The sequence below is a fragment of the Stenotrophomonas maltophilia genome (genome assembly GCF_039555535.1).
GTDB classification, from domain to species: domain Bacteria; phylum Pseudomonadota; class Gammaproteobacteria; order Xanthomonadales; family Xanthomonadaceae; genus Stenotrophomonas; species Stenotrophomonas maltophilia_Q.
In genome coordinates, this window is the sequence record NZ_CP154630.1 from 2,993,671 (window position 1) to 3,013,472 (window position 19,802).

20 protein-coding genes and 1 pseudogene are annotated in these 19,802 nt (G+C 56.6%); 9 read left to right on the forward strand and 12 right to left on the reverse strand.

What is annotated here, in order from left to right:
- Positions 1-292: 292 nt before the first annotated feature.
- A complete protein-coding gene (locus AASM09_RS13765) occupies positions 293-1,717 on the forward strand; it encodes a site-specific integrase (protein ID WP_262243303.1) in 1,425 nt (474 codons plus the stop codon).
- A 1,266-nt stretch (positions 1,718-2,983) separates the two neighbouring features.
- On the opposite strand, the pseudogene AASM09_RS22220 reads toward AASM09_RS13765, so the two are convergent.
- The 3 genes and pseudogenes from AASM09_RS22220 to AASM09_RS13780 all read right to left on the reverse strand — a co-directional run.
- Positions 2,984-3,790, reverse strand: a pseudogene (locus tag AASM09_RS22220) (MobA/MobL family protein); the annotation flags it as partial.
- Between the two features lie 191 nt (positions 3,791-3,981).
- Positions 3,982-4,683 carry an adenylate/guanylate cyclase domain-containing protein gene (locus AASM09_RS13775; protein WP_262243305.1) on the reverse strand — a complete coding sequence of 234 codons (702 nt, stop codon included), beginning with the start codon at positions 4,681-4,683 and terminating at the stop codon, positions 3,982-3,984.
- Between the two features lie 2 nt (positions 4,684-4,685).
- The gene (locus AASM09_RS13780; protein ID WP_101765022.1) at positions 4,686-5,606 is read right to left on the reverse strand and encodes a TIR domain-containing protein; all 921 of its coding nucleotides are present in this window, start codon (positions 5,604-5,606) and stop codon (positions 4,686-4,688) included.
- A gap of 137 nt (positions 5,607-5,743) precedes the next feature.
- On the opposite strand from AASM09_RS13780, the gene AASM09_RS13785 reads away from it, so the two are divergent.
- The 3 genes from AASM09_RS13785 (at position 5,744) to AASM09_RS22230 (ending at position 8,634) form a co-directional block, all read left to right on the forward strand.
- Complete coding sequence (locus AASM09_RS13785; RefSeq protein WP_134708990.1) at positions 5,744-7,291, forward strand: adenylate/guanylate cyclase domain-containing protein; 1,548 nt, start codon at positions 5,744-5,746, stop codon at positions 7,289-7,291.
- Entirely contained in the window at positions 7,278-8,159 is an 882-nt protein-coding gene (locus AASM09_RS22225) for an E2 domain-containing protein (protein ID WP_369333463.1), read from the forward strand. Before AASM09_RS13785 ends, AASM09_RS22225 begins: the two co-directional genes overlap by 14 nt.
- 130 nt (positions 8,160-8,289) lie before the next feature.
- Positions 8,290-8,634 (forward strand): Pycsar system effector family protein, encoded by a 345-nt coding sequence (locus AASM09_RS22230; RefSeq protein ID WP_369333464.1) that lies wholly within the window; start codon positions 8,290-8,292, stop codon positions 8,632-8,634.
- 24 nt (positions 8,635-8,658) lie between these two features.
- On the opposite strand, the gene AASM09_RS13790 is transcribed toward AASM09_RS22230, so the two are convergent.
- The 3 genes from AASM09_RS13790 to AASM09_RS13800 are packed head-to-tail and all read right to left on the reverse strand — an operon-like array spanning position 8,659 to position 10,010.
- A complete protein-coding gene (locus AASM09_RS13790; protein WP_262243306.1) occupies positions 8,659-9,183 on the reverse strand; it encodes a hypothetical protein in 525 nt (174 codons plus the stop codon).
- A 34-nt stretch (positions 9,184-9,217) separates the two neighbouring features.
- Positions 9,218-9,517: a hypothetical protein gene (locus tag AASM09_RS13795; RefSeq protein WP_262243307.1), complete on the reverse strand. Its 300-nt coding sequence runs from the start codon at positions 9,515-9,517 to the stop codon at positions 9,218-9,220.
- 13 nt (positions 9,518-9,530) lie between these two features.
- Positions 9,531-10,010 (reverse strand): hypothetical protein, encoded by a 480-nt coding sequence (locus AASM09_RS13800; RefSeq protein ID WP_262243308.1) that lies wholly within the window; start codon positions 10,008-10,010, stop codon positions 9,531-9,533.
- Between the two features lie 96 nt (positions 10,011-10,106).
- On the opposite strand from AASM09_RS13800, the gene AASM09_RS13805 reads away from it, so the two are divergent.
- Together AASM09_RS13805 and AASM09_RS13810 are read left to right on the forward strand one after the other, a co-directional pair.
- Positions 10,107-10,442: a helix-turn-helix domain-containing protein gene (locus AASM09_RS13805; RefSeq protein WP_262243325.1), complete on the forward strand. Its 336-nt coding sequence runs from the start codon at positions 10,107-10,109 to the stop codon at positions 10,440-10,442.
- 101 nt (positions 10,443-10,543) lie between these two features.
- Complete coding sequence (locus AASM09_RS13810) at positions 10,544-11,641, forward strand: hypothetical protein (protein ID WP_262243309.1); 1,098 nt, start codon at positions 10,544-10,546, stop codon at positions 11,639-11,641.
- Here the strand turns inward: AASM09_RS13810 and AASM09_RS13815 are convergent.
- Genes AASM09_RS13815 through AASM09_RS13825 form a run of 3 tightly spaced genes read right to left on the reverse strand, consistent with a single transcriptional unit; the run spans position 11,615 to position 13,861 of the window.
- Entirely contained in the window at positions 11,615-12,139 is a 525-nt protein-coding gene (locus AASM09_RS13815) for a hypothetical protein (protein WP_262243310.1), read from the reverse strand. The two genes, AASM09_RS13810 and AASM09_RS13815, sit on opposite strands and share 27 nt — an antisense overlap.
- A 4-nt stretch (positions 12,140-12,143) precedes the next feature.
- Positions 12,144-13,271: an ImmA/IrrE family metallo-endopeptidase gene (locus AASM09_RS13820; RefSeq protein ID WP_343368476.1), complete on the reverse strand. Its 1,128-nt coding sequence runs from the start codon at positions 13,269-13,271 to the stop codon at positions 12,144-12,146.
- Positions 13,271-13,861 carry a hypothetical protein gene (locus AASM09_RS13825; RefSeq protein WP_154213997.1) on the reverse strand — a complete coding sequence of 197 codons (591 nt, stop codon included), beginning with the start codon at positions 13,859-13,861 and terminating at the stop codon, positions 13,271-13,273. The genes AASM09_RS13820 and AASM09_RS13825 overlap by 1 nt, the downstream gene beginning before the upstream one ends.
- Positions 13,862-14,193: 332 nt before the next feature.
- On the opposite strand from AASM09_RS13825, the gene AASM09_RS13830 reads away from it, so the two are divergent.
- Complete coding sequence (locus AASM09_RS13830) at positions 14,194-14,934, forward strand: hypothetical protein (protein ID WP_262243312.1); 741 nt, start codon at positions 14,194-14,196, stop codon at positions 14,932-14,934.
- A gap of 127 nt (positions 14,935-15,061) precedes the next feature.
- Positions 15,062-15,358, forward strand: coding sequence for a hypothetical protein (locus AASM09_RS13835; RefSeq protein WP_262243313.1), 297 nt, complete (start codon positions 15,062-15,064; stop codon positions 15,356-15,358).
- A 320-nt stretch (positions 15,359-15,678) separates the two neighbouring features.
- Here the strand turns inward: AASM09_RS13835 and AASM09_RS13840 are convergent, their stop codons facing one another.
- From AASM09_RS13840 to AASM09_RS13850, 3 genes are all read right to left on the reverse strand, one after another.
- A complete protein-coding gene (locus AASM09_RS13840) occupies positions 15,679-16,182 on the reverse strand; it encodes a hypothetical protein (protein ID WP_262243314.1) in 504 nt (167 codons plus the stop codon).
- A 34-nt stretch (positions 16,183-16,216) separates the two neighbouring features.
- On the reverse strand, positions 16,217-17,338 hold the full coding sequence (locus AASM09_RS13845; RefSeq protein WP_262243315.1) for a DUF4062 domain-containing protein: 1,122 nt from the start codon (positions 17,336-17,338) through the stop codon (positions 16,217-16,219).
- A gap of 129 nt (positions 17,339-17,467) precedes the next feature.
- A complete protein-coding gene (locus tag AASM09_RS13850) occupies positions 17,468-17,857 on the reverse strand; it encodes an H-NS family nucleoid-associated regulatory protein (RefSeq protein ID WP_033833029.1) in 390 nt (129 codons plus the stop codon).
- 524 nt (positions 17,858-18,381) lie between these two features.
- On the opposite strand from AASM09_RS13850, the gene AASM09_RS13855 reads away from it, so the two are divergent.
- The gene (locus tag AASM09_RS13855; RefSeq protein WP_262243316.1) at positions 18,382-19,779 is read left to right on the forward strand and encodes a tyrosine-type recombinase/integrase; all 1,398 of its coding nucleotides are present in this window, start codon (positions 18,382-18,384) and stop codon (positions 19,777-19,779) included.
- The last annotated feature ends 23 nt before the right edge of the window (positions 19,780-19,802 follow it).

Here is a 19,802-nt window from a genome sequence, read left to right on the forward strand (position 1 = left end):
CAGTTCAGCTGTATCTTGCTGATTCTGTTGGGTTTTGGCAGGGCGCGATACCGAAAAACGATCTTTCCAAAAGGATCTTTTGAGGTATCGCCCCTTGCCCAAGCCCTATCTTCTACGCCGGCCTAGCGGACTTCATGTCCGCTTTCTTGTTCCTGTAGACCTGCGCGAGGCTATCGGCTCACGCTTCTTAGTCCGCCGCCTTCCTCCGTCTGCTGTTGACCTTGCCCGCCTCGTCGCGGCCCGCATGGCTGTGGCACTCTCCGAAGCATTCGAGCGCTGGAGAGGTAGCCGCATGGATGACAAGGATAGAGAGGACCTGCTGAAAGTCGTCAGCGGCTCCATCAACCAGTGGACCGGAAACATCCAGCTGCCGAATGGGACTAAGCTCACCGGTCTGAACGTCAATGGGCGAGAAGATGCTCAAGCACTTCTGGAAACGATCAGAGGCTTGGCGTTGCCTGGGCTCTCGGTTGTGGGACTGCCCAATGAACCCGCCAGCGCAGATTTCACGCTATCCGACCGCATCGCCCTGTATCTGGCCGACCTGAGGAATGCCAAGACCTCACCCGGCAATCTTCTAGATAGTGAGAACACGCTCATCATCTTCCAAGAAGTCGCAGGACCTGATCTGCTGATGTCGAAGGTCGGGGAAGCCCAAGTCAGAGCGTTTCTGACAGGACTCCATCACTGGCCGAGCAATGCCAGGAAGAAGAGTGACTACAAAGAGCTGACCGCGCCGCAGATCATGGCCAAGGTCAGGCAGCAGAGAGATAAGGGCATCATTGTTGCCGGTCTCTCAGATCGGACACTCGGAAAGCACCGAGACCGGCTTGCCAGCTTCTTTAACGCACAAGTGGCCAGCGGGATCATCGCGCGCTCGCCTTTGGACGGAATCAAACGGCAGAACTCGGCACAATCTGTGGCTGCCCTGCCCCGCCGTCAGTTCACGATTGAAGAGATCAACAAGATCTTTGACCCTGAGAATTTCCTGCCCTGGGCTAAAGGACGACCTGATCGCTACTGGGGCGTGCTGCTGGCGGCAGGCACCGGGGCGCGAGTGAACGAAGTTGGCCAGCTCTATACGGAAGATGTTGCAGAAGTGAACGGCATCTGGGGGATCCACATCCGCGCCGTCCATCGCGACCAGAAGCTGAAGAACGCCAACTCGCTGCGCTTCATCCCACTACATCCCCGCCTCTTGGATGCTGGGATCCTCACATATGCCCGTGATGTCATGGAGGCTGGCCATGAGCGCCTGTTTCCTCACTTGCCTTGGCACAAGAAGGCAGGCTACGGGGATGCCCTCGGAGATCAGTTCCGCGCCTATCTTGTTGGCTTGGGCATGATGCAGCCCGGCATGGGCTTCCACTCGTTCAGACATACTGCGAGCACCCGGCTTCTCTATGCGGGTGTGCTTAGCTCTATTGCCGCTGCCATTACGGGGCACAAGGCGCATATGCCCGGCGAGCTCGGAACCTATGTAGATGTGCCCACGCTCCAATCGCGCGCAGATGCCGTTGCGCTCCTCCCCATTCCCGAAGGTTTGCCGGTCTATCAGCCTGGAGAGGCAGCGCAGTCTCTCAGGCAAGCGCAACTCAGAGCGAAGCGGCGAGCGGTCAATGCAGCTGCACGTGAACGAAAAGCGGTCGCTCTTGCCAAAAGCGCGCACTCCACGACGCCAACAAGTCGCATGAGGAAGCCATCAAAGGCGTCGTAGCGCCCGGGGAATCTCGGTGACAATGATTAGGCAACGCCATCAACCACTCTAGGCGCTCAAGATTCGGGGTCGGAGCCTTGCGATCAACGCAAATAATGTTTTTATGAGAGCTCCCAAACGTTAGGAGCTCCATATGCCGTTAGAAAGAAAGCTGGCTATCGCTAGTCGAGTGCTATGCCCTTTGATTGCCCAAGACCGGACACGAGACACGCAAGAGCGGATCGAGGACATCATCCACGCCCTCGAAATCGCCGAAGAATTGATCAACCGATGCATGGCTCCAAAGCCCCCGGCTGACGACCACACTCTGAAACCTGCCGTTAGGGTTAGAGAAGCCGTGGTAGAACGCGATCAGGTGCAGCTCAGCGACATGATTTCAGAGCGCCGTGGCGCGGTGTCAAAGCCCACTCGCGGACCTACCTACCACTGAGTTTTCGAAACGAGGTTGGTTGAAGCCCCGGCTCGCCGGGGCCTTCGCTTGCCGGGGCCTTCGCTTGCCTATCAATGCAACCGCACTCCGGGCTCCTTTGCCTGCCTCATTGCCAGCAGGGCATCAGCCGGAGCGGACGCTGCAGGAGCGTCAGTGGGCGCGTCCCCCAAGACCGGGTATCTACGCAGCAACACTTCACTCCAATTCTCCAGCTGCGACAACGACTCGCCTGTTCGACGGTTGTAGTCTTCCTGAGCCTTCGGGCCAGTGGCTTCGTGAGCGCGTTGATACTCCTCGCGTCCCAGCTCAACAGCCCTGACACGGCGCGCCCGACGCCGCGACCAGTCTGAGCGATTCAGGATCCCTGGACGTGGGTTCTGGCTTTCGAAGTTCTCCAAGGCAAATTCCGCTTGAGCCAATACATGCTGGGCACGGTCTTCAGCTTTCAGCCTACGCTTGAAGCGCAGTGCGTCCCGCTTCAACTTCTTCAGTCTTACGAGCAGCTCTTCCAAGTCGCCACGGAGCTTGGGCAATGTTCCATGAGCCGATATCAGAGCTGTGCTGTTGCGCAGCAATCTGCGCGTGAATTTGAGCCTATCTCGCAGAGCCTCTATCCACGCCTCGGCCCACATCTCCAACACTTCGTTCACGGTCAGCTTGGATGCGCTGGTCTGCGGTTGCCGTTCCCCGTCTTCTGCAACCGCCCCAACCGGCATGGCTTCTCTGGCCCCGCTAACCAGAGGAGGCGCTCCACCAGGAGACAGCATTGGTCCCGTGGCGGGGCCCAGTGGAACTTGGCGCGAGCCAACCGGCACTGCCTGATCGGATGCGGGGTCCATCAACCTGCCCTCTCCTGCCATCTGGACCACAGCGCGATCCCAAGCAGCGCTGTTGGCCAGATGGATCCCGTCATTGCCCTGCTTAAGATCGGTATCCATACCTCGGCGATGCAAGGCAGTGGCGTCTTTGCCCATGTGAAGTCCTGGAGCACGGGAAAGCTCCGCTGCTGTGAGCTCATCTCCTTGCTCTGCGGCCTCAACCGCTTGGTCCTTAAGGCTACGATGATCGACGCGTGCCGAGACACCGGCAGCGGCCAAGTGAGCATTGATGGCTTCCCCTACCATTGCCCGGATCCACTCGACTTCCCCTCGACCCGAAGGGCCGCCGTCTAATTCTCTGGTCTTGTCCTTCAGCCCCTCTGCGTCCACCCGCCTGGTCGTAGCCAAGATGTGGACGTGATAGTTGAGCCCGTCAGCGGTCTGCGGCTCATGGATACTTGCCTGGACTGCGAACCTATAACGCTGGACTAGACAGCGCGATATTTCAGCTGCCAGGTCTGAACGCTGCTCGTTGCTCAATTCGTGTGGCAGAGCCACCTCGAACTCACGAGCAACGGTAGCGTCTTTACGCCGCTCTGAAGCCTCGGCTGCAGGCCAAAGCTGCCGAGGATCGAAAGCCCAATCGGGAGCGTCGTCGGGAGCGAGGCAACGGGTCTCAACGACCCCGCCGCGCCTCCGATAATCGTGCCGGAGACCGGTGCGGTCATCGATGATAAGCAGCCCCGCCCTGTAGGCAGCGGCGGCGGTAGATGCGTGCCCCTGGGCACGACTGAAGGTCTTTACTCTTGTGTGATAGATGGCCATTGATGCTCCTTGTTCCGGCCCCCGCATTTGCCTTTATGCCTACGATTTAGGCTTTGGCAAGCGCTTTTTAGGAGGTCAAGGGGCACAGCCTCTTGCGCACGCATTGCCCGAAGGGCAATGCCTAAGTGCGCTCTTGCTTGGCTTATTGATCTCGCTAAGCGACGGACTTTTCACCAGAGAGACGGCGGCCACTAGACCTTCCATTGCCACGTCGAACCATGGATGGCGATGCCCCCCTGCTCGGTCCAGCTGAACTCCTTCCACATCAACTGCTTGGGTTGGCCACCGAACTTCGCCTCATCAAGCAAATACAGGAACGCGTCAGCGGTTATCCAGGTCTTGGGTTCGAGATCCAACTCAGTCAGCTTTGCCGCATAGTTCGCGGCCCGCCCCACCCAAACAATGTCATTTCCACCTCGAACTCCAGTGCGGGCAGCACGAAGAGCGCTAGAGTCAATGCCGACACTCTGCTTGATGGTACGGTTCAATGCCGGGTATTGCTTCTTAAGGGCAGGATTAATGATTTCATTCACAGCGTAATTGATCTTCAGACCTGCAATCGCTGCCGGTGTCGTTTGACGATCCCCTACCCAGATTCCCATCACACGGTCACCGTCGTAAGAAGTGATCGCGCCACCCTCAGCCCTGATGATGCTGGCAGCACAATGCAGAAATGCCTTGTAGACCTCCGCACTAAACCACCATTCCTCAGTGTCGACCATGTTCGTAGAGCCGTGGAGATCCGCATACAGCACGGTAGCCCGCGAAAATTCAACAGCGTCATTGCCGAGTCGCAGATCCTCCGGATCCGGAACCACGCGCCCCTCCCGCTTGTCCCAGGCACTGCTGAAGATCGTCGCAACAGCACCCTCCATGTCTTCGATCAAAGCCATGATTAGTCTCTTGGTCCCATAGCGAGAATGATGTCGCGAATTTGGTTGCAAGCCGGAGCTAGCCTCGCTCTGGCATCCTCCCCAGGCACATAACGGTAGGAAACCGTAGTCAGACCCGCAAGATCACTCGGAAGCTTCAACTTATCTTCCCTAGGCTCCATCAAGAAAGCGCGCTTCCTACCCAAGAACCCAATAAACATACCCAACTCGAACACGACGTTGTCTCGCATCGCAGGCCATTCGTCTCCACGACTAATCACAAGATCATCTGCGTGCGCGATTGCGATTGCAAAGTCAGCCAGTTCGAGCTGCTTTTCCAACTCATCTAACGTGTAGTTTGACGCGCGAAACACGCCATGGTCCCAGACCACAGTCAAGAATGGATCATGTTCAAAGTGTTGGACCAATAGACGGGTGACTGGAAGCGCCTCCACCGAAGACATGACGAACACCCGAACTTGGTTGCGAGGCTTGGCCAGAAGGCTATTCCTCTGCAGAAGTCTCCTCGAAAGTGTGGCGGCCAGTCGCCTCCAGATGATCGGGTGACCATCTGCCATTTCAATGAAATCGCTTTCAGCGACCTTCAGCAGAACACTGAGCTCCCGTGCCACCAGCGTAGCTGCGCGCCTCTGAGCTGGCTCAATCGCAGCCATCTCGCCGACATGATCTCCTGTATGGCGGATGTTGACGATCTTTCCGTTGATCACTACATCAACGGATCCAGCAACGATAAAGAACACTTCGGTGTCCATCCCGTCCTGCTCGACAAAGGACTCGCCCGCCTGGACTTCTAGCAGCTCCCCCCGGTCCATGAGCCACTCTGGCAAGCCGCCGATCCCGCCAAGCAGTCGCGCCTCAGATAATGCAGCGAGCAGCCTCCGCCCTCCATCTGAGCGGAACCGATCAATAAGTCCAGTGGCCACTTCGCCCCCTTGAAAGTGTGAACCAAGACACAATATACAGGTCCAACGGGCCGCCGCCAGTGCATGTGGACCGTACCTGGGCCTTAGCGAAGCGCCCCCCCCTTGGCTTCACCTTTACTGGACGAGAGGATATTGAGATGGGCCACAGCTGGAAGGAAGACCGCGCGAAGAAGCGAATCAAGTCTCGCTACGAGGAAGTGCGGGACGTAGAAATTTACGACTACAAGCGCGATACCTCGCTGGAAAGCATCCCAGCAAAGCGCGCTTATCGCATTCATGCGGCCCACCTCTACATCGATATCGTCAACATTGACGAAATCCTGGCCTGTACGAAGGACGAGGGCACTACCTGCCACAAGCGCACCCTAAAATTCCTCAACCAGCACTATCGCGCTGTCCATCGCATTCTTGAAGAGAGCAATGCCAAGCGCGTCGACTTCCATAACCAACGACTGCATGCCTTGGTCGCTAAGCCTTACGGCGAAGATGAAGAGCGCCAACGGGTGGCCAAAGCCGTGGCCATCGCAAAGCTAGTTGACGAAGTCTTGGCGGAAACAGGGGATGCCGATGAGCACATCCCAAATGCACGTGTCCGCGTAGGTATTGATAGCGGCTTGGCTCTGGCGGTCAACAACGGTCGGCGCGGAGGCCGCGAGCCCCTCTTTCTTGGAAGTCCTGCCAATCACGCTGCCAAGTGCGCTGGACATGCCAGCACAGAAGGCATCTACCTCACAAACTCAGCGCGATCCGTCATGGGCTTCCCCGCACTGGACGGTGACAAGGACCGCTCTACCCGCCTTACTGACGAGCAGATAGCCACCTGCGTTGATGAAGCCAAGCTCGAAACGTCGAAAGACAAGATCATCAAGCTTTGGAAGGAAGAGCAGGAAGAGACCCCCATTGGCAGCATTGAGTTCAGCAGGCCAACGCCACCTTTGTCAGACCTGGACTTTGATGCTCTCACCCCAGGGAATTCAAAGAACTTCGAGGGCGTTTCTGTATACGCTGATATCGATGGCTTCTCTGCGTTTGTGGACCAACACCTTGAAGAGAATCCAGAGAATTTGGTCCGCACGTTACACGTCGTTCGCTCCGAACTGGACTCGGTCACGCACAGCGACTTTGGCGGACGCCGCGTAAGGTTCATCGGCGACTGCCTCCATGGAATGATGATTGAGGGGACGGCCTATACAACGGATGCAGAGGCGACTGTAAGCACCGCCGTCCAATGCGTCGGCGCCCTCCGCAGCAGCTTTCTGTCCGCTATTGAACATCTGAAGTCTGAAGGTGGAGACACTGGGGAGTTGGGTCTCGCGATTGGCTTTGAGTACGGCCCGCTTAGTTTGAGCAGACTGGGCATGAAGGGGGAGCGCGTCCGATGCGCAACGGGGCGAGCCGTAATTGCCTCCGAGGCAGAGCAGCGCATATGCAAGGGAACCGAGAGCAGGATCGGCCCTGCTGCATACAAGGCCGGATCGGACGCAGTTCGCACTCTCTTTGGCAACTCCAGGACGGCTGACAACCTTGACTATGACGCGGCTGTAGAAGAACTTTCGGCCTCTGGCGATAAGGTGGCAAAGGCGGCTCTTGAAGATGCATATGCCTCTTCGCGTCCTGCGGTGGTCCCGTCCTTGTCGCAACCACTTCGCCCACATTCGAAGCTCGCCCACGATGAGCGAAGTTGAGTCATTGCTAAGGAGCGTGGCCCCCGAGTTCGGGGCTACGCTCTCCAATGGAGCCGGTGCAGTAGATGCCACGATTGAGATCTCTCTCCCCAGCGGGAAGACTCGATCTTTTGCTCTATTGCTCACCATCCATGGCTATTACGTCTTTGTCCAAGAGAAAAAAGCCTCGCCCCAACTGCCTCAGTGCTGCCCGGATCGCCACATCAATCCGGGCGGAACATTCTGCTTGGGCTGGAAAGATGACAGCCCTAGCGAAGTCCGCGACGAAGCAGCCGCACGCCGATGGTGGTCTGCTGTTGTGCGATTTCTTTCTCGCCAGATCAACGCAAGCTACCGACGCAAATGGGCAGGTCAAGAGTACGACAGAGCCCATGGTGATGCTGCTGTCCATCAGGCAGCCGCTGAGGCTGCAGCAGAGAAGTTGGGGCCTGATTTCTCTGGTCGCGCGAGGCGGGGAGACTTTACCGTGCGCCTCGATGAGCATCTCAGAGGGCCACGCATTGAACTATGGGGAGATGGCAGACGCCTAGCACGGATCACGAAGCGTGGCGGATCATTGGTGGGAGGACACACCTGCTGCCCATGCGATCCGTCAGGAAAGATCGAGATTTCGAGATGCCAGGATCACGCCGAGCATCTGGAAAACTACATATCCAGCTACTACCTTTGGCGCGTTTCCGAAGACAAGTTCATGGATGATCTTGCAAATCAGGGCGTTGCTTGCTGCGGAACGCTGATCTCCTGTGGGCTGAGGGACGCGCATTCGCGCCTAAACCAACTAACCAAACCTACTGCTAAGCCATATGTCCGACGATCAAAATTCTACCAACCTCCCAAGCCCTCCAAACGCCCAAGGCGGGCGCGTTAGCACTGGTTGGCAACAGCTGAACCTTGTTCTTGGGTTCTTCTCAAGAATCGATACGAAGCTATCGGTGGTGCTGGGCATTGATCTGGGCATGCTGGCACTGGTTGCTACTCGGCTTCCTCCGCCGAGCGAGATGACCGCCGCAGCTGCGGTCTTCACGACTCTATTTTTTACCGCGCTGGGGTTTAGCTTCCGACACCTCTGGAACGGCTCGTTCCCACATCTAGACGGCGGCACGGCATCATTGCTCTACTTTCGAAGCATCGCTCAGATGCGAGAGAGTGAATTTCGGCAGGCATGCAAGAGTCGGAGTCCTGAGGAGCTAGCAGATGATCTCTTTAATCAGTGCTGGCGAAATTCGAAGATCCTCACCTGTAAATTTCACTCTCTCCGGCAGGCCTACATAGCGACGCTACTCGCCGTTGTGCCATGGGTCGCGTTGATAATTCTCCTGCCATCGCCGCAGCGACCGGGATGAATACTTGGTAGAACGTCGAGCGGCTCATTGCTCAATCCATGCCTTCATCCTAGCGAACCACTCATCCCGCTCTGATTCATTGGCTGCTGTGCTCTTAAGCCAACGGTCAGAGTGACGCACGAACGGGACAAGCCAGAGCGGGTGGACAACGTCCCGCACCTGAACTTCCAGGCGATGCGTGACCACCCCTTTGTAGTTGTATTCCCCAGTGCGGATGGCGAGCACTTCAGCCCGCCGCAGGTAGCGCTCACCCTTCACGGGATCTCGGACCCAAATGGCGTCCCTGCCCAGGTCCAAGGCAATGTGATCATGGGATACGGTGGGTTCGAACTCTTCAGGCCTATGCTTCTTCAGTTTGGGCGTTCGGCGACGGAACAGCCACGGCAAGCCCCACAACAGCGCAAGGGGCCAGAAGACCAGCTGCCCGAACAGCATCAGCCCGAGCAAGACCCCATCGGTCGTCGTGCCGTCTTCGAACACGACACCGCACAGCCACCAAAGCGCGAGACCGGTGATGATCCAGCGGATTACCTTGAACAAGGTCCACATACGAGCTTCCTAGCGATGGGCGGGAAGGGCTGGGTCAGCGACGGTCTACGACAGTCCAAGTGCCGCCAACTCTGTCGATGACGAAAGTGCCGACAAGCTGCTGTTGCTCAGTGCGAGTGCCAAGCTGGTAGCGGGCGGTTCCAGTGACACTGCAGGCATAGCCAGGACTGTCCCCTCGCGAGCACTCGCCTACCTTGAGACGCTCAAAGGTCATCGTCGTTCCTGTCGCTTCCTTGAAATACGCGGTCAGCGCTTTCTCAACATCGCCACTACCAGGGCCACCCGAGCAGGCGGCCAGCAGCACTGCGGCGGAAAGCGTCCAAAGCTTCTTCATGTCAGCTCCTTGATCAGTCGATGAGTAGGCAGTGACTGCCCGGATTCGTTGCAGTGCCAGGCAGTACTTCGCTATCGATCACTGACCCGGCCTTGTTGATGACGATGACGATCTGGCTAGGCCGGGCGGAGGAGTCCTCCTCACGCTCGCCGAGATAAGCCAGAGCGATGGCGTCCTTGAAGTCATAGACCTTGCCGAAGCCGATAACGCTTTGTGCGTCCGGAGGCAAAAGAACGGGCTTGCCATCAAGCTTGATAGCGCGCTTGTAGTCCAAGCCTTCCAAAGGTTCGATGCGGCCGATCCTGGTTCGGATGGGCCCAGTGGGCGTTGCGGAGCCGTGACCCGTCGCCCAGATGAACTCGGAGACCTTCGGATGCACTACCCCAGCCGCCTTGAACTGACCGCTCTGCAACTGACATGAGAGGCTGGGCGCAGCCTCAGCAGAAGCGGCGAACGCCAGGAGACCCATTACTGCCCAGCACTTCATATCCATACGACGGCTTCCAGGTTGAATTTTGCGTTGAACGCAAATGACCAGCTAAGCTTATGCCGTCAAACTCTGGAGAGTCAACGTGTTTGTTTCTGCCGGATGCCCGCTCCTCAGCCCACGCCCACAGCCCTCGGTCATCGCCTACGCGCAGCACGCGTTGCCAAAGGCTGGACCCAAGCTCAGCTAGGCGAAATGCTTATGGGCGTAGATGACTCAAATACGACGGCCCCTCGGATCAGTAGATATGAACGAGGGATGCACAAGCCAGACCTAGAGACCATCGAGAAGCTCGCAGGGCTTCTAGACCTTCCTGCGGCCTACTTCCTGGCGGCATCGGATGTTGTCGCTGAGGCCATCCTGCTGCTTTCTCAGCTTGATGCCAAGAAGCAGAAGCAAGCACTTGGGCTGATTAAGAGCCTGATAGACGCCTCATAGCAGCCGCAAGGTACTTCTGAAATAGCTTCAACGATTACTACGCTACAGATGCACCGTTAGACCTTCACCTGCGATGGGCATGAAGCCCAAGGAGTGATCGTATGACCTGCGAGATAGTGAACGTCGGAAAGAGGCGAGACGGGGGAAGCCGGTACTGGTGCCTATCCCATCATGCAAACGCCACCGCAAAATATGGCGTGGCGGCAGAAGAATGCGTGGCTGCGCATGACGAACCCATTTCGGAGAGTGAGTCTCTTGATCTTGAGGTCAACCGCTACGTCGGAGGGATCGCACTTTGGGGGTCAGTGCCCGCGTCATACGACACTACCACCCTGCCCACCGATAGAGGCATCCATGTCCATGCCAGGCGCTTGGGCCGGGACTCAGCCAAGGACATCGACAAGACATATCGAAGGCTGAGGATCCCATTCACGACAGACTTGCTGTCCTCGGAATGGTTCGTCGTGGATGAGATCGACGCAATCAATTACATGGTGTCTGGGGTCTTCGGCTTCGGAACCATCAGTGTCAGATGCAGCCACTGCGGCTTCCCTCATCTGGACCGCGACTGGTTCGCAGTCCATCCTCACAAGAAGCATCAGTGCCATGGATGCGGAAGACAGTTTTCCGACTCGGAAATCGCGATAGGAAACCCTCTCTCGCAGTTGAGGAACCACCTTGAGCCAGGCAATCGATCCCAGATAGCTGCGCCAAGAAGCATAGAGATACGCCAACAGGACTACCCAGGAGGGATACAGATCTGGGGATCAAATCCTGCCATCCTCTGGACCTCCACAGCGCCTGAAGAAACCGGAATCCATCTACACGCTCTGAGCGAGGAAGGCCAAGAGTGGCCCAAGATAGACGACACGTATGAGTCCGTCGTGATAGATGGCATCGAACTTGATGCCGAACAAGTGCGCTACTACATGGCGCAAACAGCACTGCCGCATATCGACGGACGCGTCGTGGCTCTGTCATGTCCGCGCTGCAAAGAGCCTCACTTCGATAAGGGACAGTGGGCATATACGCCCCACATTGACCACGAATGCCACTTCTGCGGAGCGATCTTCCAGAATCCATCGCAGATCAAGAAAACGATATCGAACCCGTTTGTCGAGACAAGAGCACGCCTTTCCAAGCATACGAATCGAATTCTTCGTGAAGACAAGCTAGGGTTGCGCCCCGAAACCATCTAGCAGGGTCACTTCTTTGGCGAAGAAGTCCACATCGATCTGTGGAAGATAGCCACCGAGCTTGCGCATCTCTTGATAGGCGAGATGCGCAGCTTCAGTTGTGATCAGTCCTTGGCTACAGGCTCGTTGCATCAACCCCAAAGAGCCGGTCACCAGCGACTCATGCCCGAACCGCTTGATAGCCGCCTTCCGGGCCCGGCCGTCATCACAAGCGATCTGGCACTGGATGGCGGAGGCAATGAGGATGCACTCGGTCTCGCCATCACCGAGCCCCATGTCATTCTTCGCCGCCAGAAATGCCGAATATGGGACCAATCCGTCGTCAGCAAGGGTCAAAGATCCCTTGGCAAGTTCCAAGTCCAACACTTCGGAGGCGGATGAAGCCTCATCTCTCACTAGGCCTCCGACTTGGAACCGTACACCCTCGATTCCCAAGACCGCATCAAAGACCCCGCCATTCACGAGGTTGATGACTGTCGAAGCATCGAGAAGCACTATCATGCTGCTACTTCGAGTTAGCGGCGAAGAGATAGGATATGGGGACGTTCAAAAGCTCAGCGGCTTTACCGGCAGAGAGCTCCTCACGTTCCACAAGCTTCGCAGCAGCCTCAAGTAGCCTGGGCGAAGTAGAAATCTGTATCCCCTCTCGCTCCCGAAGTCCCAGCTCTCTCGCTCTCTTTTCAGGATTTCCATGCTCGTCTGAGATCTTCTGATACAGCGCCCTAGCGCCTCCTGGCTCCAGCAACCCCAAGCCTTCGCAACGGCGTGCGGCGACCTCAAAGCTCACCCCGAAGAAAATTGCAGTGGTCAGTATCTCCACGTCCCCGAGCGGCCCCTTTGCTCGGTAGTGAGTGCGAACCGCTTCAAGCGCCTTCAAGAACCCTTTCCGGGGCATTAGCAAAGAAGCCGCGAAAGCATCGGCAAAACGCTCTTCGTTCCGATGTTCAGCCAAGCCAGCCGTCTCTCTGTCTCCACCCACCTCTTCGTCCAATCTTGCGAAGTCAATCTTTAGCAAGTCATGGCGCGCTACGAGGTGTCCCACTTCATGAGCAAGGGTGAACAGCATCCGTGCCTTGAAGTTTCGAGGAGCAAGCAGGATCAGTGCGTGGCCTTCGACAATCGCCGAAACACCTTCGATCTTAGGGTCCCTTCCATAGCAGACAAAGACCCCCAACTCCTCCAAGGTAGTTGCCAGACCAAGAAAAGGAACTTGGTCATCCAGCTGTGCGAACGCCCGTCTAAAGATGGCAGCAAAGTTCTCTGCGTTTTCGAGATGGGGAGCCAGGCCCCTGAACAGCTCCAGCCAATTGAGATTGGAAGGCAGAAGTCTTGCTACTGAGAGTATGTCGTTTAGCTGATCACCGATGATGCTCAGAGATGAAGACATGCCCCTTGCACGCTGATCAATGGTCTGCCTCAGCAGGAGCTTGGAAGTGCTCTGATCCTCAGTTGATTCCGGCCGCCCAATCGAGCTCAGCGGAACACGGATTGCCTTTGATATTTTTCTTATTTCCGACAGTGATGCCTCATCACCCGAGACGATCTCGCTAACACGGGAAACGGGCAGGTTCGCCCGTCGGGCCACATCACTGACCGTGAGACTGCGATCTGCGATGTGCTGCGCAATATCCATTACTTCCTAGCTTCCCTCTTCAAGGCCTGGAGCTCTTCTCTCAGACGAATAGCTTGCTCTTCAGTCAACTTTCTCATGCGCCCGATTACTTGTTGGATTCGCGTAGAGCCTGGACGATCAAACAGACTAGCGAGGATGTCTACTGATCGCTCCCTGCCAAGCTGGATCTCCCGAGGCGTCTGAAGGATGACAGAGGTCCGACCAACCAGATAGTTCTGGATTCGCCTCTCAAAGTTGTCGTGATGGTCTTCGGGATGATGTCGTCCGTCTGCAGTCACAATGATGTTGCCCAGCCTCTGGCCGGACTCGTCAAATCTGAGCCGATTCTCTGGGAACTGATCGAAAGCTGCGATCTGACTGGACAGCTTATCCTGGACCTCAAGCCCTCCAATCACATATTGCTGAACGTTCTTCCCCATGCTGCCGCTTATCACGAAGATCTGATCGCCTAACTTCACCCTGCGGCGCAGGTCAGGCCGACAGGTTCCCATGGTCGATTTCGCTTTCTTGTCCGGTTGCAAGATCGGGTCTACTAGCGCTTTACCCATACCAGGGTCAGAACCAGGGGAAACGAATATGTAACTCGACACGCCACACCTCCAATCCATGTGAAGACGAAGCCCAGAACCAGACCCGCCGTGGCGGCCTGTTTTGCGATTTGTACCGCATGCCGAGCCACCTTACTAGTGCCTCTCCCTACACCCCATGCAGAAGGAAATCCCCGGACGCCCCTTAGAGGGGCGGTGGTCTGATCTCAAGTTGTGAGATAGCGTCGCTATAGTCTCGCGTTCGACCATATCCTGAGCAGCCAGGCATGACATCGATTAGCGCGCTTTCACTTTCTTCGATCCCAAGAAATATGGCGGGCTGGTGGCTTGAACACCCCCCGACTGTGCGCCTATACCTTGGAGGAGTGGCGTGTATGCTCCTGAGCATCGCGCTCTTCCTCCATGACCCCAGATCGCTGGCATCCGATGTCGCGACGTATGCAGGATGCGCACTGCTCGCATCTGCTTTCCTAACGGAGTGCTACTACTGGACCGTCGAGAGACTCAACTACCCTCTGATGAAACTGGCCATCACCGTATTGGGTGTCGTGACCCTCGCGGCTGCAACAGGGGTAAGCAAGATCACGGTCAACGATGCTACGGGTCAAGATCCGTCCTATTTCACCAGCGCAGTCGCGCTTCTGGTTCCGCTTTCGTTTGTTCCAGTTGCCGCTGCCCTCGTCATTATCTTAGGCACTTTCGGCGTGATCATCGGCCTTATATGGGGACTAGCAAAGCTCGGCACGGCCTCATCCAAGGTCCGCGATCTGGATTTGGTTATCACTCTGACCAGGATCTTCTCTGGCTTTGTAATCGTGACAATCGCCAGCGCAGTTCTAAATAGCTCATCCTTCATCTACCCATCAATGCGGTGGGTGGCCAGCCACAGCGCACTCTTTTTCGACATGTATGAAGGGTCCGGATGCTCTGCTGACGTGCGAGACCGTGTGGGGCGTGTAAATGATGACCTTGTAGTCATCGGTCGAATGACAAATTCGGGGCCGCAATTCATGAGGGCGAGCTGCCCCCTGGGACCACAAAACACGGTCATTGCACCCTACCCACCAGAGGCGGAGAAGCGCGTCGAGAGCGAACCAAGACAGGACCGGCAGTGACGAAGAATCTTGCGGATGATTGCCGCTTACCCGACGGTGCTTCCATTCATTGCGACACAGCAAGATCAAACCTTGACAGCCCGCGCTGCTCTGCTATTACCAGCAAAGACAGAAAATCGGAGCGGTGATGAAGATCGAGAAATTTTGGAATAGTGCCTTTATTGCAGCCTTGAATCGGCTGCCCGTAGACGACGCAAAGAAGGAAGCAGACCTGGCTACCCAAGTCTGCATTGAGCACTGGCAGGCCAACCGAGGAAATCTTGCGGTGCCTGGCTATAAACTTTGGCAAAATCAAGGCATTGCCGATGTGCCTCTTAGCGGATTCAATGAAGACGGGACACCAGTAAAAATCCCTCCTTCACCGAATAAAATTCTAGCAAGGGAGCGCGCGGCCCAGAAAGCCACACAAGGAAGAACTGATTAGTAATGGCCTGACTAGTGCAGTCTAGATCTTCATTCGAATCCGAACATCTTCTGGATCCCCAGCGAAGTAGCAGTCACATTCTTCGCGTGCCACTCTCATGGCCTCTTCGGCAGTTGTTCCGCTGCATACGAACTGATGTGGATGCAAGTCATGCACGACCCAATAGATCTTAGTCTGTTGCTCCAAAGGCAGCATGGTTCCATCATTGCACTGAAGAGCCACGATCAACCTAACCTTATTTTTACCGGCCGAAGTAGAAGACATCATCAACTCCCTATGATCTATTTAAATGAAGTTATGGCCCGGCGCGAATCGCTTGCTTAGGAAATCCTCACATCTAGAATCCGGCCCAGACTTTGATACGGCCTTCCTGCCTGGCAGAGCTCGATGCTCCACTTCAAAAACCGTCTGGCCCTGTCAACGCCAAGCTTGACATGCTGACCACTAACCAAGCTGAAGGCGAGATGTTCAGTATCATCCCATCGATCCTTCTGAGTTGCCACGAGCACCGGACCTTCGGGCGAAATCACCAAAGAGCCAGCTAGCTCGCCCTCTAAAAGGGGTGGAACGCCAATATCCACCGCTGCGAACCAACCAAAAGGTTCGGCAAAGGTAAAGCAGGTAGACGCCGAGTCCTGGGCTTTGAGAACGGTTCCTGCACGCTCGCCCTGAAGAAGCACGAAGACTCTTTCTTTGTCTGAGCCTTCAGGATCCTTGGACTGCCGCTCTCCCATGAAGGCCCATTGCTGCCGGAAGAGGAAAAGGCTGCCGGGCTTGAGCTCACTGACGGCCTTCTCCGTAAAAGCTTGTGCTGCTATGACCATTGAGGCCACTCCTCCGTAGCTAGATCTAGCTTGATCAGTCTTGATTCCAGCGTCGCCTCAGCAGAACGACAAAGTCCTCGATCACTCGACGCGCATCCATCGACAGTACCTGCCTGACTTGGTGCGCAGGAGCCAGGAATACAGGCTCCTCATGCTCACCCTGTCGCCATGGGAACTGTCCCGAATTGGGGCTTGCCTCATGCTCCGCCCTGGTGCGCCACGCGCCGCCACCATCCCCACTGAGCCTAACGGCTGGCACGATGTGGGTGATTCTCTCAGTTGGATCGATCCGCGAGAGCAGCCATGCCGCATATCCAACAGCGCCGCCCAGTCTGCTAGCTACGTCCTCTTCCAATACCACGGGGAGCCCCATCCCACGCGCGGGAGGCGGCACGGGAAGACTGATCAACAGATCACCGTTTGGCCAGAGGCGTACCGATGCCCCGGACCTGCGGCCGTCATCCTGATCCACAACCAGCGCCTCACCTTCCAAGCGAGATCGGCTACCGACCGCCCTATCAAAGATTGGATGACTGCCAAAGAGAGCGCTCTGCTGAATCTCCGCAATCAGGGAGGGAGCCTCCATCTCTGCAGGTCGAAGGATGGCTGAGACGGGACCGCTGGCTATTGCCAGCTGAAGCGTGTTCGCCCCATATCCCCGCTCCAGCGCGGGAAGGAGCCTAGTTGCCCTAGCCTTCAACTCTTCAGGATTCAGTGGCGCTACGGCATGAGCTAGCTCGTGCCGATGAATGGCGCGGGTCACCTTGTCCTCTAAGTCCTCTGGGGAAGCAAATTCCTGTCGGAAGAGGCCTCCCTCCCAACCTCCGACTTCATTGATCAAAGCAACCTGGCTATCTTCCGGCTCCGCACCTGCCTGCAGGAAGACAAGGATCGGCTTCCGGTTTCGCGCTTCCAGAATCTCTTCGTGAGTGGCCGAGACCCCGCCCGCTTGGGGCACACCGTAGCGAGGCCCCAAGATCAGGATCACAAGATCGGACTCTCGCACTCCGCCAAGGCAAGCAACTTGCGGAGAGCTGGGCCTAGCGCCAAAGTCCTCCGCCATGATGGGAGCGTGCCCCAGCCTCTCGACGGCACGCTTCACTGCGGCTCGCTCGGCTTCCATCCCGGAAATCAACGAACTAATGAAAACCTTCATCTCGACACCCCAGATACGACGGTTGAGCGCCAACGTTATGCCGGACCAAGAGCCAAGGCTCCATTAGACGATCAGGCGGTCTCCCAAGATGAGACAGCAGGGGCACTAAGCTGCCCCTGCTTGGATGAATTATCCAGGGAAAGCTGGGAATTTCTCGTTGGGATGGGAGGCCTTCCACGTCGTGTAAGCGGAAGTCCCTTCCCAAGCAGCGAAAGCACGAGGGGTCCTACCCCGACCGGTCCAGGTTTCGCCCGTATGTGGGAGCCAATACTTGGGCGCGACTTCCTTCTTCACACCTCCCGCCTTCTTGGGGACATCAGCCCCAAGCAAGCTGACGATCTCGGCGCGCTGCTTCGCAGAGAAGCTCTTGCCGTATTGGGACACGAGGTTGGCGACTTCCGCGAAGGCATCAGCGGCCTGCTCTTGGAGAAGCTGAACTTCCTGTTCCTCAAGCTTGCGCAGCTCTTCAGCAAGCTTGGCTTTAGCGGAGGCAATTGAATCGAGTGACGGCTTGGTCATTCTTAAAAACCTGGAATTGGTGGCAAAAGGAGAGAAGGTAGATAGGAAGCTCTGGACGCTAAGCGCGACCACCCTTCCACCGGAAACAAGCTATACGGTCTTTTCCCCCTAGACAACCGGTCCGGGCCCGGAAGGGGCGCAGTCCGCTCCACTCAACCTAACCGGGGTTGCCACTTGCCATAGAACCTAGACGAGGCGATCCAACAAAGAGAATGGAGGATGGTGATGCCCGTCGCAAATTCGAAAAGATCCTGCATGCCTATTCTGTAAGAAAGCACGCTTAGGCGTAAGCACACTCAAAATCGTACAGTACAAAAATGACTGCAAGATAGAAGCGGTCATCCAAGGAAAACCCTTGCGCCACAGCGCCTCGCAACGCATACCCCACTAATTTCCTCTAAACGTTTTCGCGCTAACTTCAACGTTTCGGCGAATGCCTAAGCAACGCGGCAACACTCTAGATCTCGTTTGACGAATCAAAGCCGGGCCTTAGCACTGCTCTCATCATCCAAGGAGACAGTGCCGTGCCAAAAACAGTAAAGAACTTCCTTCAAGACTTCCCTTTCAATCCAGACGCCGATGACGCGCTGCACCTTAAGGGCATCAGGATCGGGCGCTTCCGGATTGATGAGCTGGTCATCACCGGACGCGAAGCGGCCATCCATGCGCAAGAGATCCTCAACGCCGCTATGGAGCGCTCTCGACGCTCTCGCATCAATGCCGCAGGCACGCGCTACCTTGAGCCACTCTCTGCAGGCCACCCCGCCCGGCTTCTTTCCGTAGAGATCAAGGACTATCTGGGAGATAGAGAGCGCCGCTGCCTCGCACAAGAGACCATCGACTCCACAGCCCGAACCCTGCGGCTTCTCCAGATGACCTGCGGCGACATCCCCGTCTCACGCATTGACCACCCCCACATTTATCGCCTCTGGGACCTCATGCGCTGGTCACCTCCGGGCCTCTTCTCTGACCCCGCCTATCGAGGGATTAGCTATGACGAAGCCATTGCCTGCGGCAAGGAGCTAGATGTTCCTCAGCTTGCCCCTGCAACGCTTGAACGTCATCGGCGCTTCCTGGTCTCCTTCTTCAATCAGCTGGTCAAGACCAAAGCCATTGATGCGTCCCCCATGGTTGCGTTCGCAGAGATCAAGAAGGACCTGGTCACGGATCCCAACAAGCCTGAGCGCCTCTTTGATGAAGACGATCTCAAGCGCATCTTCGATCCCAAGACCTTCATTCCATGGGCGAGCAAATACCCCCACCGATGGTGGCTTCCCATGATTGGCCTGTATACGGGCGCACGCATCAACGAGGTCGCTCAGCTGAAGGTCGCCGACATCGTCCAGGAGAGCGATGTCTGGTGCATTCGCATACAGAAGACTGTGGATCCTGACTTGGCGCACCGGACCAGGCTCAGGAGTCGGCAAAGCCTAAAAGGCAAGGCATCTATCCGGACCATCCCTATCCCGAAGCCGCTGCTGGACGCAGGCTTCCTGGACTTCATGGATGACATCAGAGAGTGCGGCCACCCTCGCCTCTTCCCACACCTATCCGCTGGTGTGAACCGTAAGACCGGCGAGACCAATGCTCGCTACAGCCTGGCAGCGCTTAGCCAGTTCAGCCGCTACATGAAGGACCTTGGTTTCCCTAGAGGTGTCGGGTTCCATGCCTTCCGCCACACCATCGCTACAGAGCTCCACCACCAGAACGTCCTCGACGAAGACATTGCGCTGATCACCGGCCACTCTGTCAGCAAGCGCGTGCCCGTGCTTCACGAGGCCTACTTCCACAAGAAGCCCGCCGTAATGCGGAAGAAGCAGATAGAGACGTTGGAGAAATACAGGCCTGCCGTGGTGCTTCCGGTCTATGCCAAGGGGCAATTCAAGCGATGCTTGAAGGACAAGAGGAGGTTCTATCCATAGGTCTACCAAATGCTATAGATTCG

What these genes read in the sequence shown, in the direction of transcription:
- AASM09_RS22225 (WP_369333463.1), top strand. Translation starts at nt 7,278, where the DNA reads ATGAGCGAAGTTGAGTCATTGCTAAGGAGCGTGGCCCCCGAGTTCGGG.
- AASM09_RS13795 (WP_262243307.1), bottom strand. Translation starts at nt 9,517, where the DNA reads ATGAAGAAGCTTTGGACGCTTTCCGCCGCAGTGCTGCTGGCCGCCTGC.
- AASM09_RS13845 (WP_262243315.1), bottom strand. Translation starts at nt 17,338, where the DNA reads ATGAAGGTTTTCATTAGTTCGTTGATTTCCGGGATGGAAGCCGAGCGA.
- AASM09_RS13800 (WP_262243308.1), bottom strand. Translation starts at nt 10,010, where the DNA reads ATGGATATGAAGTGCTGGGCAGTAATGGGTCTCCTGGCGTTCGCCGCT.
- AASM09_RS22230 (WP_369333464.1), top strand. Translation starts at nt 8,290, where the DNA reads ATGACCGCCGCAGCTGCGGTCTTCACGACTCTATTTTTTACCGCGCTG.
- AASM09_RS13775 (WP_262243305.1), bottom strand. Translation starts at nt 4,683, where the DNA reads ATGGCTTTGATCGAAGACATGGAGGGTGCTGTTGCGACGATCTTCAGC.
- AASM09_RS13815 (WP_262243310.1), bottom strand. Translation starts at nt 12,139, where the DNA reads ATGATAGTGCTTCTCGATGCTTCGACAGTCATCAACCTCGTGAATGGC.
- AASM09_RS13830 (WP_262243312.1), top strand. Translation starts at nt 14,194, where the DNA reads ATGCTCCTGAGCATCGCGCTCTTCCTCCATGACCCCAGATCGCTGGCA.
- AASM09_RS13810 (WP_262243309.1), top strand. Translation starts at nt 10,544, where the DNA reads ATGACCTGCGAGATAGTGAACGTCGGAAAGAGGCGAGACGGGGGAAGC.
- AASM09_RS13805 (WP_262243325.1), top strand. Translation starts at nt 10,107, where the DNA reads ATGCCCGCTCCTCAGCCCACGCCCACAGCCCTCGGTCATCGCCTACGC.
- AASM09_RS13785 (WP_134708990.1), top strand. Translation starts at nt 5,744, where the DNA reads ATGGGCCACAGCTGGAAGGAAGACCGCGCGAAGAAGCGAATCAAGTCT.
- AASM09_RS13835 (WP_262243313.1), top strand. Translation starts at nt 15,062, where the DNA reads ATGAAGATCGAGAAATTTTGGAATAGTGCCTTTATTGCAGCCTTGAAT.
- AASM09_RS13840 (WP_262243314.1), bottom strand. Translation starts at nt 16,182, where the DNA reads ATGGTCATAGCAGCACAAGCTTTTACGGAGAAGGCCGTCAGTGAGCTC.
- AASM09_RS13850 (WP_033833029.1), bottom strand. Translation starts at nt 17,857, where the DNA reads ATGACCAAGCCGTCACTCGATTCAATTGCCTCCGCTAAAGCCAAGCTT.
- AASM09_RS13790 (WP_262243306.1), bottom strand. Translation starts at nt 9,183, where the DNA reads ATGTGGACCTTGTTCAAGGTAATCCGCTGGATCATCACCGGTCTCGCG.
- AASM09_RS13765 (WP_262243303.1), top strand. Translation starts at nt 293, where the DNA reads ATGGATGACAAGGATAGAGAGGACCTGCTGAAAGTCGTCAGCGGCTCC.
- AASM09_RS13820 (WP_343368476.1), bottom strand. Translation starts at nt 13,271, where the DNA reads ATGGATATTGCGCAGCACATCGCAGATCGCAGTCTCACGGTCAGTGAT.